This is a genomic window from Pseudoalteromonas sp. AOP7-A1-14, from assembly GCF_052376275.1.
Lineage (GTDB): Bacteria > Pseudomonadota > Gammaproteobacteria > Enterobacterales > Alteromonadaceae > Pseudoalteromonas.
Genome location: NZ_JBQSVO010000031.1, coordinates 1 through 12529, shown reverse-complemented (window position 1 = coordinate 12529; position 12529 = coordinate 1). Strand labels below are relative to the sequence as shown.

Annotated in this window: 13 protein-coding genes and 1 tRNA gene; 5 read left to right on the top strand and 9 right to left on the bottom strand. The window is 40.1% G+C overall.

Going from position 1 to position 12529, the window contains the following annotated elements; genetic code table 11:
* Window positions 1-14 precede the first annotated feature (14 nt).
* Complete coding sequence (gene rimP / locus ACT3RM_RS07155; protein ID WP_441836316.1) at window positions 15-470, bottom strand: ribosome maturation factor RimP; 456 nt, start codon at window positions 468-470, stop codon at window positions 15-17.
* 264 nt (window positions 471-734) lie between these two features.
* Window positions 735-811 (bottom strand) — tRNA-Met (locus ACT3RM_RS07150).
* Window positions 812-1211: 400 nt separating this feature from the next.
* Here ACT3RM_RS07150 and ACT3RM_RS07145 point away from each other — a divergent pair.
* Window positions 1212-1670 (top strand): globin, encoded by a 459-nt coding sequence (locus ACT3RM_RS07145; protein WP_441994729.1) that lies wholly within the window; start codon window positions 1212-1214, stop codon window positions 1668-1670.
* A gap of 26 nt (window positions 1671-1696) precedes the next feature.
* Here ACT3RM_RS07145 and ACT3RM_RS07140 read toward each other — a convergent pair whose 3' ends face one another.
* Entirely contained in the window at window positions 1697-2524 is an 828-nt protein-coding gene (locus ACT3RM_RS07140) for a hypothetical protein (protein ID WP_441836217.1), read from the bottom strand.
* Between the two features lie 101 nt (window positions 2525-2625).
* Here ACT3RM_RS07140 and ACT3RM_RS07135 point away from each other — a divergent pair, with 101 nt between their 5' ends.
* Window positions 2626-4182, top strand: coding sequence for a cryptochrome/photolyase family protein (locus ACT3RM_RS07135; RefSeq protein ID WP_441836219.1), 1557 nt, complete (start codon window positions 2626-2628; stop codon window positions 4180-4182).
* An 84-nt stretch (window positions 4183-4266) separates the two neighbouring features.
* Here ACT3RM_RS07135 and ACT3RM_RS07130 read toward each other — a convergent pair whose 3' ends face one another.
* On the bottom strand, window positions 4267-4713 hold the full coding sequence (locus ACT3RM_RS07130) for an Hsp20 family protein (protein WP_441836216.1): 447 nt from the start codon (window positions 4711-4713) through the stop codon (window positions 4267-4269).
* A gap of 224 nt (window positions 4714-4937) precedes the next feature.
* Window positions 4938-5435, bottom strand: a complete 498-nt coding sequence (locus ACT3RM_RS07125) for a redoxin domain-containing protein (RefSeq protein WP_441836215.1) — start codon at window positions 5433-5435, stop codon at window positions 4938-4940.
* Window positions 5436-5838: 403 nt separating this feature from the next.
* Here ACT3RM_RS07125 and ACT3RM_RS07120 point away from each other — a divergent pair, with 403 nt between their 5' ends.
* From ACT3RM_RS07120 to ACT3RM_RS07110, 3 genes are all read left to right on the top strand, one after another.
* Window positions 5839-6006 carry a hypothetical protein gene (locus ACT3RM_RS07120; RefSeq protein ID WP_441836214.1) on the top strand — a complete coding sequence of 56 codons (168 nt, stop codon included), beginning with the start codon at window positions 5839-5841 and terminating at the stop codon, window positions 6004-6006.
* 94 nt (window positions 6007-6100) lie between these two features.
* Entirely contained in the window at window positions 6101-6364 is a 264-nt protein-coding gene (locus ACT3RM_RS07115) for a GrxA family glutaredoxin (protein WP_441836213.1), read from the top strand.
* Window positions 6365-6524: 160 nt separating this feature from the next.
* Window positions 6525-8339 (top strand): DEAD/DEAH box helicase, encoded by a 1815-nt coding sequence (locus ACT3RM_RS07110; RefSeq protein WP_441836212.1) that lies wholly within the window; start codon window positions 6525-6527, stop codon window positions 8337-8339.
* 296 nt (window positions 8340-8635) lie between these two features.
* Here ACT3RM_RS07110 and ACT3RM_RS07105 read toward each other — a convergent pair whose 3' ends face one another.
* From ACT3RM_RS07105 to ACT3RM_RS07090, 4 genes are all read right to left on the bottom strand, one after another.
* Window positions 8636-10195, bottom strand: coding sequence for an AbgT family transporter (locus tag ACT3RM_RS07105; protein WP_441836211.1), 1560 nt, complete (start codon window positions 10193-10195; stop codon window positions 8636-8638).
* A 161-nt stretch (window positions 10196-10356) separates the two neighbouring features.
* Entirely contained in the window at window positions 10357-10632 is a 276-nt protein-coding gene (locus ACT3RM_RS07100; RefSeq protein WP_441993108.1) for a YfcL family protein, read from the bottom strand.
* Window positions 10633-11775 carry an ATP-NAD kinase family protein gene (locus ACT3RM_RS07095; RefSeq protein WP_441993109.1) on the bottom strand — a complete coding sequence of 381 codons (1143 nt, stop codon included), beginning with the start codon at window positions 11773-11775 and terminating at the stop codon, window positions 10633-10635.
* Window positions 11765-12319, bottom strand: a complete 555-nt coding sequence (locus ACT3RM_RS07090) for an elongation factor P hydroxylase (protein WP_441993110.1) — start codon at window positions 12317-12319, stop codon at window positions 11765-11767. Before ACT3RM_RS07090 ends, ACT3RM_RS07095 begins: the two co-directional genes overlap by 11 nt.
* Window positions 12320-12529: the final 210 nt, after the last annotated feature.

Here is a 12529-nt window from a genome sequence, read left to right as displayed (position 1 = left end):
CCTTCGCACTCGAATTAAAACTTTGCGATGATGTTCGCACGTTCAATATTACTAAGCATAATTAACTGCTCAGAACCATCTACTGAAAGTGTAATCATATCACTGCTAACTGCTACTAAATCGCCTTTAAAATTACGACGACCATCTTGTGGAAGCTTAGTACGCACGCGTACTTCTTCTCCCTGTGCCTTCTCGTAGTGATCTTGTTTGAATAATGGACGATCAACACCAGGAGAGGACACTTCCAAATCATATTCATTTGTAATTGGGTCTTCGACATCTAAAATAGCACTTACTTGACGGCTTGCATCTGCGCAATTGTCAACCGAAATCCCCGCATCATGATCAATGTAGACCCTAAGCGTAGAATGGCGACCCGCTTGTACAAACTCAAGACCATGCAGTTCAAAGCCTAACATTTCAACTGCTGGCGAAAGCATGGTTAATAAATCTTGCTCAAGTTTTGTCACGAAAATTCTCCATACAAACAAAAAAAGGGCTTATAGCCCTAAATACATCGCTTATTACTTGGTGAAAACCAAGTGGCGCAGATACAACAACGCCCCGTACCAAGCGGGGCGTCACACCTAAAGCATAAAAACTGTGTGGCCTTAGGCCAAGCTTGGCTGCGAGTCGCTTAGCGACCAAATAAGCTATTCAAAGCCTAAACGCAAAACGCGCATTACTTAGAATGCGCGACTTAAACCTGTAAGTTAAATCTACTTACAAAAGATTGGTTGCGGGAGCCGGATTTGAACCAACGACCTTCGGGTTATGAGCCCGACGAGCTACCAGACTGCTCCATCCCGCGCCAAAAATATCAGTAATAAAACTAATATCACATTTATTAGTACTAATCCCTAGCTCGCATCCAACTTATAACTTAATAATAAGTAATACACTAAGGTTACTAATCAATGGCGGCTATTATAAAGGTGCTTAGCGTAATTAGCAACCAAAAACTACACAATAAATATCATTGTAATAGCCATTTAAGCTGCACTATTTATAAGCTCTAGAATTAAAGTTAATAGGAATAAAATATAGCGAAAATGGTCGTAGCAGTGAAGTTTACATACGCATGAACATTAATCGAAAATCAATAAACACACGCTAATTTAATGTAAAAACACAAGGCTGAACTATACTCAAATCAGATTCAGCCATAACAGTTCGAGACAGTCGTTATTTTTTAGAGGTTTTTCATTATCATGAACAGATATCATCACACTCTTTTAAAACGCAGTATCGCGACCTTGAAGCCTAACTTTCACTGTTTTGCTATCACTTTCTATAATCAACTTACACGCCAGCCTTTGTCGTTACAATACCCTAGTGGCGAGCAAATAAATGAACGTAGTTACTTACTCTATTGTGCACTAGAGCGTACTATTATGCATTTAGATACCCCCCCGAATGTTATACCCTTCATAGAGCACCACGCCAATATTCTTGCCAAACTTAAACTGGCTGAGCAAGACGTACCCACACTATGCTCAGCATTCATGACAACCTTAAAAATTCATTTAGGTCGAGACTTTAGTCAAGCAGAACAACAAGGATGGCAGTATGTTATGCGGTTTTTTAATAGTGTAGTGAGCCGCTATCTATTCTCGCAGACAAATGTCATTGCCATAAGGGATCGCACGGCGCACCTGCATAGCTGTTGATGCAGGTGTTTATTATTACTATTGAGCTATTTGATACTGCTTTGTTCGTTTTGGAGGCGGTCTATTTGACGCTGTTCAACATCAATTAAGGTGTTAAACTTTGCAGTCACTGCACTCATTTTTCGTGATAATGAATTGTCAAATGTGGCATCTACTAAATTACTAGGCGATTCATTGGCTTGCTGTTCAAGACTTTCAATTTCGCGGCTCATTTGCGCTTGATAGGTATCTATTTTTGATTGGTGCTGTTGTATTTCACGCGTAATTTGTTGAGTACGAATAAACGAATCAATCTCTTGGCTTTGCTGGTTTTTTGGGGAGAGAGATACAGATTGTGTATTCATTTCTAGGCGTTGCTTTTCTTTGATTAAGCGGTCTACATCACGTTGCTCACGCTCAATTAACGAATTATAACGCTCTGCCACAGAAGCCATTTGGTTAGCAATAGCGGTTTCTTTTTTTGCCCCTGTCAGATTATTTAATTGTGCGTCGGATTGATTTTTTAACGTCGCAATTTCATTATTCATTTGCTCAGTGTAAGTATCTACTTTATTTTGATGCTCTTGTATTTTTGCATTAATTTTCTTAATACGTATGTACGTATCCACACTGCCATTTTGCGTTTGGTTATTTTGACTATGAGTAATAATGTTACCTGGCACGCTGGGGTTTTGCTCTTTGATGGTAATGAGTTCTGCATCTTTACCACACGGGAACTGGCTAAACTCGACCACACCTTCTTTTTCACATTTGTATACCGACGCGTGTACTGGCTCTGACAAAAACGTAACAGTTCCAGCAAATAGGCAAGTTGCCGTTCGGGCAGTGAGTAAATAAAGTTTATTGGTATTCACAAATCAGCACTCCATTAGCTATCAACTCCTTTATACCGGAAAAATGAAATAAGTGCGATCGGACTTCCTAAACAATTCGTAGTAATTAAATTTGGGCGGCTATTTTGAAATACACTACTTTACGTTTAGTTTTAGGCGATCAGCTCAACGCCAATCACAGCTGGCTTAAGCAGCACTCTCAGGATGATGTACTTTATGTTATTAGTGAGCTTCATCAAGAAGCTAACTATGTAAAACATCATATACAAAAAGTGGCCGCTTTTTTTAAAGCCATGGAAGATTTTGCGAATGCTCTACAAAAAGCGAAGTTTAATGTTTTACACCTCACCTTAGATGACACAAAAAACGATAACTCGCTGCCTGATTTACTTAATCGTTTAGCCAAGCATTATCAGTGTAATAATATCGAATACCAATATCCTGACGAATATCGGTTAAAATCCCAGCTTGCGGAGTTTGCTAAAAATAGTAACTACACCGTTACGGCCCACGATACAGAACACTTTTTACTGCCTTTTACCGACATTAAACATCATTTCAAAAAAGACCAAGCAGTTAAAATGGAGTTTTTTTATCGAGCCATGCGCAAGCGTTTTAATATACTAATGCAAGATGATACGCCTCAAGGCGGCCAGTGGAATTTTGATAAACAAAACAGAAATAAACTTAAAAAATCAGATATTGCAGCGATCCCCGCCGCCAAATGTTTTGATAACAATGTTGCCACTATTATAAAACGTATTAAAAAGCACGCTATTGAAACCATGGGGGAATGCCCAAATAACTTAATTTGGCCAACCACTCGCAGCCAAGCAAAAAGCTTACTTAATCACTTTTGTAAGCACCTTTTGCCACTGTTTGGCCAGTTTCAAGACGCGATGACCTGCCAAAGCAACGAACAATGGACGCTTTACCATAGTCGTCTATCGTTTGCACTTAACAGTAAAATGTTGCATCCAATGCAAGTTGTTAGTCGGGTGCTTGAAGAGTTTACATCTCGTCCTGATGACATCGATATTGCGCAAGTAGAAGGCTTTATTCGTCAGATTATTGGATGGCGAGAGTTTGTCCGAGGTATTTACTGGCAACATATGCCTGATTACGCCGATAAAAATTATCTTACAGCAAACAATAAACTCCCCGATTATTTTTGGCACGCAAAAACAAAAATGAATTGCATGAAGCATGCTATAAAACAAAGCTTGGAGACCGCTTACGCACACCACATTCAACGATTGATGATTACCGGCAACTTTTGTTTACTAACCGCTATTGATCCAAAACAAGTCGATGAATGGTATCTGGGCATATACATTGATGCCATTGAGTGGGTTGAAATGCCCAATACGCGTGGCATGAGCCAATTCGCTGATGGCGGAATTATTGCAACCAAACCTTATGCAGCCAGTGGTAACTACATAAATAAAATGAGCGATTACTGTAAAAGCTGCCATTACAATGTAAAACAAAAAAGTGAAGACAGCGCTTGCCCATTTAACAGTTTGTATTGGCAGTTTATGTTACGCCATGAGCAGCAACTAACTAACAACCCGCGTATTGGTATGATTTATAAAAATTGGTACAAACAAGATAAGCATCAACAACAGGCTATTTTAAAGCGCGCTAAGTGGTGCCTAGATAATATTGAAAGCTTATAAACGATATTTATTACTGCACCTGCAATAAAAAGCCGCCTCAATGAGGCGGCTAAAACAACAAATAATCAGGGAAAATACGAAGGTTTATTCACCTTCTAGCAAGTTACCACTGCCAATTTCTATTTTACGTGGCTTAAGTGCTTCTGGTATCTCACGTTGGAGTTCAATACTCAGCAATCCATTGGCAAGATCTGCGCCCAACACTTTTACATGGTCGCCTAGCTGGAATTTGCGTTCGAAATTGCGCTCTGCAATACCTTGATGAATAAACTTACGTTCATTATCTTCAGTTTTGTCAGCCTTCACGCCGGCAACTTTTAAAGTATTGTTTTCTGACTCAATGGTCAGCTCATTGTCACTAAAGCCTGCAACGGCCATAGTAATACAATATTTGTCTTTATCGAGCGCTTCGATGTTATACGGAGGAAAACTTGGCTGCTTGTCAGTGCGAGCTGCTGCATCCATTAAAGATGCTAAATGATCAAAGCCAATAAATGAACGATAAAGGGGTGATAAATCTACTGTACGCATAATAATATCCTCTTATTTAAGCGATATTTTGTCTTTACTTTTCGGTTGAACAAGTACAGACAAAGTTAATTAATAATATAATTTTCAATTACTTTAGTTTTGTTTGGGACCCATCAGGCGTCCTCACTTAACTATATATGGACGGTAAAATTGTTTTCAAGTAAATAAATTAAAAAATCATAAAAACATTTCGCCACGCATTAATTATGCGTGGCGAAATACGCCTATTTATCCAATGTGCCGCGGATTGGATAATCATTATCGCGGATATAATTAATACCCGACAACAAGCTATTTAAATCTGGGCGTGAAAATGGCGCATTTGATCTGTCGAGAATATGCACTTGATTTTGTTCATTGAGTACAATAATCATCGGCTCTGAAAATGGATGATCCGTTTCGTTCTCATTACGCGGCTCACTGATATAAACACCCAGCTCTGTCATTTGCTTAAGCGTTAAACCGCTATATAAAGGGAAGTTAACATCAAGCTGTTCAAGGTGCTTTTTAAGTTGCTCACCACTATCGCCACTGACTGCACTTAGCTCGACTCCTGCAGTCGTGAAATCATCTTTCATGGTTGCAAGTTCATTAAGCTGTTTAGTACATAAAGGACAGTGCTTTCCTCGATAAACAACAAGCATCTTCCACGGTAAATCCGTTTCTCGCTTAGTGATATCAACCGCGTTATCATCAATATCGTTAACTATTAACTCTGGCATTTTCATTGCAGGTTTAAGTTCTGTATTTATATATCTGTGCTCCTTACATTAGAATTTACAACTTTTAACTATCTTATAAACAGACCTAAGGGCTAAGCTGATTAATTCAACTATAAAAATGTAACTAACAACTGTTTTTTGGAGCTTAAGTAAAATTAAGACGCAGTATAGTGGCCAATTGCTTTTAATAGGCCTAGTTAGCACAGCAGTGACTGTATTTCAGTAGCGCAATTTGCTTAACGCAAGCAATACTAAAGTGGTTCTTTGTTCCTTGGTTCAGTATTTTTCGCTACAGCATGCCTAATTTGCAAAGCGCTATTACAGGTATAGATACTAACGCCATCGGTATTGCTGTAGATTATCAATGTGAAAAAAGGTCAATAAGTTTATAAAGAACTAAAATTTGAACTCTCCGATTGTACTTAGCGACCGACAAATCCAGACTAACTATAAAATAAATGCTTTTTCTACTTATTATGTGATTGATGAATATTTACAGATCTCTTCACGCTTAATGGGTTATTCAAGTCAGCTTGGTATTTCAGTACGCGCGAAAATACATGCGAATTAAAAACGAGTAAATCGAACAGACTAATCGCTTTTTTGCACTGTTTATTTTCTATCAGTTAGTTAAGATAGTGATAAATAAAATTGAGGAGAACGATATGCTAACAGTTATTTTTGGCCGTGAAGGCTGCCCTTTTTGTGTTCGTGCAAAAAACGTTGCTGAAAAGCTAATGAACGAGCGTGATGACTTCAAATATCGCTATATTGATATAAATAAAGAAGGTATCAGTAAAGCTGATTTAGAGCAGTCTGCCGGTAAACCTTGCCCGACTGTTCCACAAATTTTTGTAGACCAAACACATGTTGGTGGTTTCACTGAATTTGAAGCCTATGCCAAGGAAAACCTAGGTCTTTATCAATAGATTTGTATCTAATATGTTAATCAGTTTAACTTACTCAAAAATTAAACTGATTAAATATTAACCAACATCAATCACATACAAATTAGTTGTAATTTATACAAGCAATTGCCTTATATTTCCTATATAATGCGCGCCTCTTTAAATTCGTTGAGGCGTATTAATGTCAGAACCAGTCACGTTTGAATCTTTAAATCTTTCTCCTGCAATTTTGAAAGCAGTTGAAGAATTGGGTTACAAGACTCCATCTGAAATCCAAGCTCAATGTATACCGTTATTGCTAGAAAGAAAGGACGTACTGGGACTAGCTCAAACGGGTACAGGTAAAACCGCAGCATTTGCACTGCCATTACTTAATAATATTGACCCGTCTGTGAAACAGCCACAGATCCTTGTACTCACACCAACACGTGAGCTTGCGATCCAAGTAGCTGAGGCATTCGAACAATATGCTAAACATGTTCGTGGTATTGAAGTATTGGCACTTTATGGTGGCCAAAGCTACAGTATCCAATTAAGTGCACTTCGTCGTGGCGCGCAAGTTATTGTCGCTACACCAGGTCGCTTAATCGATCACATTAACCGCGGCACTATCAAGTTTGATGCATTACAAGCACTTGTACTTGATGAAGCCGATGAAATGTTACGTATGGGCTTTATCGATGATGTTGAAAGCATCATGGAAAAAACACCGCGCGAAAAGCAAACATGTCTTTTCTCTGCGACTATGCCTAAGCAAATTCAAAACATCAGCAGCAAATATATGAATAACCCTGAACAGGTTCATATTTCTGCGCGTAACTCGACGGTATCGTCAGTTGAGCAAGTGTTTTGGAATGCCCACGTACACAAAAACAAAGCCATTGTTCGGTTCTTAGAAGCTGAGCAATATGAAGGTGCTATTGTTTTCGTACGTACGCGTAATGATACAGTACAACTAGCTGAGTTATTAGAGCGTGAAGGTTTCTCTGCAGCTCCACTTAACGGTGACATGAACCAGCAAGCGCGTGAGCGCACTGTTGATCGCTTAAAAAATGGCATGCTAAACGTAGTTATTGCTACAGACGTAGCGGCTCGTGGTCTTGATGTAGACCGTTTAAGCTTAGTTATCAACTACGATATTCCACAAGACTCTGAAGCCTACGTTCACCGTATCGGTCGTACAGGTCGTGCTGGTCGTACGGGTAAAGCAATATTATTTGTTAAGCATAACGAACGTTATTTACTTAAAAATATCATTCGTCATACTAAATCTGAAATTGCTCAAGTTGAATTACCAACAGCTAAAGTTGTTGAAGAAAAACGTATCAATGCATTACAAGAAAAGCTTACGCTTGCGCTTGAAAACAAAGATATCTCTTTCTTCAATGAAGTGGCTGCAAGCATGGCTGAAAAGCTTAATTCTGCGCCTGAAGACTTAGCCGGTGCGTTACTGTGTTTAGCACAGCAACAATCACCTATTAAAGTTGAAGAAGTTAAAATTCAACCTCGCGAACGTAACGATAGAAATGATCGCAACTCACGTAATGACCGTGGTCGTCGTAACGAGCGCGGTGGCGAACGTGGCGGTGAGCGTGCAGAACGTAAACCTCGCGAACGTAATAGTCGTGATGCAGGCCCTATGGATACTTACCGTATCGAAGTAGGTCGTGAGCATGGCGTTCAGGTTAAGAACATTGTTGGCGCTATCGCTAACGAAGCTGATATCTCAAGCAAGTTTATTGGTGACATTCGTCTACACGACAGTCACAGTACGGTACAGTTACCGCAGAACATGCCTAAAGATGTACTTGATCACTTTCAAAAAGTGTTTATTTGTAAACGCCCAATGGGTATGACAATTACACAAGATCAAGGCCCTTCTGAGCCACGTGGCGAGCGCCCAAGTGGTGACAAGAAGCGCGCACCAAGTAAAAGTGGTGACAAACGCGGCGGACCTCGTAAAGAGCGTCGCCCAGTAAGCTTCACATCTAAATAAATTTAATTTAGCTAGATACTAAAAACCTCGTCATGCAAATGGCGAGGTTTTTTTGTGTTTGAGAGTAAGTAAAAGTTAGCGAGCATGCAAGAGGATAGTTAGCTATAGGTTGGGTCGAGTCTGACGAAATCCTACGATAAATCAACCACCAGCCAAAATTTTAAAGAAAAATGAGAAGTAGATGAAGAAAAAATCGTATTTACTTTTATGGCGTCACTTTATTTGATTTACTTAAAGCCTACGCAAAAAAAGCCCCACCTTCATCGCAGGGCTATTAGTTTAATTGTTATTTATATTTACGGTGTTACTGCTGGATAGACATAACTGGCATCTAGCCCTAGTGGAATACCTATAGCCCAGTAACCGAGTAAAAATATACTCCAGCCGATCATAAAGGCGATTGAGTATGGCAGCATCATAGCGATAAGTGTGCCGATACCGGTGCCTTTTACATATTTTTGGCAATATACAACCACTAACGGAAAGTATGGCATGAGTGGCGTGATAATATTGGAGCTTGAATCCCCTACGCGGTAAGCAGCTTGCGTTAAATCTGGCGATATACCTAACTGCATTAGCATAGGCACAAACACCGGCCCTAGTAGCGCCCACTTAGCTGAGCTTGAGCCTACAAATAAATTAACAAAGCCAGTTAAAAAGATAATTCCCACTACAGTAACAGCACTTGGTAGCTCCATCGCCTTTAACAGCTGCGCACCTTCAATAGCCAAAAGCGCACCTAAGTTAGATTTACTAAACGCAGCGATAAAAAGCGAACAGAAGAAAGCCATAACTACGTAATAAGCCATGCCATGCATAGCTTTACTCATAGCGTCTATCATGTCTTTTGAGCTCTTGAAGGTGCCTACAGTAAAACCATACACAGCACCAGGGATCCAAAACAATAAGAAAATTAGCGGTACAATTGATTGCATTAATGGCGAGCGAAAGTTGGTAAGTGAGCCATCAGCGCTTCGCATAGCGGAGTCACTAGGGGCTGATACATACGCCAATAAAGCAAGACCTGCAATCATTACAGAGCTTGCAATAAAGAACGCACGCTTTTCGTCACTGCGGGCATCTTCAAATGCGGGTAAGTCCTCAGTCTCACCATCAACGGCCGTATTTTTTAATCTAGGCTCAATAATTTTATCGGTGATGTACCAACCTAATAGCACAATAAACAAGCTCGATGCTGAGGTGAATGCCCAGTTGTTAAGCGGGTTAATCGACATCGCTGGGTTAATAATTTGCGCTGCACTTTGAGTAAAGCTTTGCAATAATGGATCAATGCCTGATGGAATAAAGTTAGCACCAAAACCACCACTTACACCAGCAAACGCAGCGGCAATACCTGCAAGTGGATGACGCCCTGCAGCATAAAAAATAACACCAGCAAGAGGAATAACTAAAACATAACCGGCATCTGTTGCTGTGTGGCTAACAATAGCAACCAAAATAATAGAAGGTGTAAGTAGCTGTTTAGGTGTTACTTTTAACATGAGCTTTAAGCCCGTATTGATAAAGCCCGAATGTTCAGCAACCCCTACCCCTAGCATAGCGACTAGTACTACGCCCAGTGGCGCAAAACCAGTAAAAGTTTTTACCATAGAAGATAAAAACGTGGCAAGTGAGTCACTGGCCAACATATTATTGATAATAATAGCTTCGCCAGTACGTGGATCGATGGCATCAAAGTTAACACCTGAAAACCACCACGACAAAACCCAAATCAGCAACATGGCAAATAAAAATATAATTGCTGGATCCGGTAGTTTATTTCCGACTTTTTCTACAAAGTTTAAAAATCGTGCAACAAGCCCTGTCGGCATTGTCCCATCATTATTGTTATTCATTTCGCTTGTTCCCTAGAATTTTAACCCGCATACATTAACCCAAATGTTGTGTTAGGTAAATTTTTAGTAAACATAAAAATCATTTATTAGGAACAATTTATATTCGCGCACAAAAAAACGGCATGCTTGCCGTTTTTAGTCTTCATCGCTGTAACAAGCACTTAGGCGAGCGCTTTAACTTCCTCCCACAAGCGCACCACTAATACCTTGTCTTCTTCGTCAAGCTCACCATTGTGATAGGCTTTAATTAAACTTTTCTCTACAGTGTCATTAAGCTCTTCGATGGTAATAGTTAGCTCTTCAACTTCGGCGTAACCAACGGCTAAATCATAATGGCCGCGTAAGTAGCCACCTGCAAATAACTCATCATCGGTCGCTTTAATCACTAAATCATCAAAATAATGCTGAGCTGCATTGATATAACTTACTAAACTCATTTACTTCTCCTCACCTTGCAGCGCATCTTGATGACCTACTGCATACATAATATGGTCGTTAAATCCGGTGGTTACACGAATATAACCGCTTAATTCATCATCTAATTCACTATCGCCGGTATCGCTAATAAGCGGTCGACCCTGTAAAGCTTGTAATTTGGTTTTAGTAGCCACCACAATAATATTCTCGATGCCAATGCTACGAATAAGAGCTGGGCTTAACTGCTGATTACCACGGCCAAAAATATGCCCTTGGCCACCAATTAAAGTGATCACTAGTTTCGTATCACGACCAAGTGTTAGCTCACGTAACTGCTGAGCAGTTAGATCTTTTGTTACCAAGCTTTGATCTTCTACTAAGTCAACGCCTAATAGTGTGTTATCAAGCCCCATTTCTTGCATAATTGCGGCAACCGTTGAACCACTCCCCATAACATAGAGTGTGTCTTCGTCCATTTCTGATACCACATAGGCCGCAATATCCATCAGTACAAGTTCATCGGTTTCTTTGCCGCCATTTTTTACAGCTTGAACATAACGCACTTCGCTAGGTACTTGCATTTCACCATAGCGTTTAGCTTTTACAGTGCCTTGGCGAAACGCGACTTCGTCAATATCCATAACATCAGCATCACCTAGGCTGACAAGCTCACCTTTTACTAGCATTTCAACAACTCTACCCGCTGCTTTTGGTGTAATAGCGTATACGCCTGAATGAATTTTACACCCTGCAGGAATACCCAGTACCGGTAATGCATCTTCTACTGCATGGCAAATATTACGCGCAGTGCCGTCACCACCAGCAAATAAAATTAAATCCACATCTAATTGCTGCAATGCTTGCGCTGCAAGCTCAGTATCGTTGCTTGTGGTCGGTGTGTTACTTTGATAAATAACTTCGGTGGTAAAACCTAGCTCTTTTGCTGTGTTTTCGCCCATTGAGCCACTAACGGTATAAATAGTTAACTGCTCTTTATACGGCAGTATTACTTCAAGTGCCGCTTTAGTGCGCAAATTTGCTTTAGGCTCTGCGCCAAGAGCAATTGCTTTGGCGGCGGTATCAACACCGTCACTGCCTTTAAGAGCGACACTACCGCCTAAGCCCGCAACCGGATTAACAATTAAGCCTAATTTAAACTGCATTACGTAATTCCTTTGGGTGTTGCCAAGCAAACTGTTTCGCTGAAAGCGGCCATGGGGTACTATAATAATCACTCAATGCTTTTAATAATAATTGAGTGCGAGTATTAAAGCCTTGCTCGACTAAGCTAAGTACTTGCGAGTGTACCCGCGCTTGGAAGTCAAGCCGGCAGGTTTGTTCGCCGTTTAAATTATCAACCGAGACGTTAAATGCAAAGCCAGCTGCAACGCTCAACGCCCACTCGATGGCTTGCGGTTTAATTTCAACGCTTTCAAACTCTGCCTGCTGCGCCTTATCACGGCCATCAGGGCAATACCAATAACCGTAATCTTCTAATAATCGTCGTTTATCACCTGCCACTAACCAATGAGCGATCTCGTGTAGAGCACTGGCATAAAAACCATGGGCAAAAATAATTTGGTGATAAGGTGTTTGTTCGTCACGTGGAATGTAGATGGGTTCATGCTCACCCTTAACCAAACGCGTATCATAGGTTTGGTAAAAGGTGGCTTCAAAAATAGAAATCAAATCAGCTATTTGATGCATAAAATACAGCTACTCTACCTATTAACTCGAAAACACACTCAAAAATTAGGGCGAATTGTACGGGCTTTTTTAGTCAAAGTAAAAATCAATACTTTACAACCTTAATCTGTGCCTTCAATTATAAATTGATTTCGGCCATTATTTTTTGCTTTATACAGCGCCGAATCAGCACGAGCCAATACTTCTTTACTTTTCTCATTAGGTATAAGC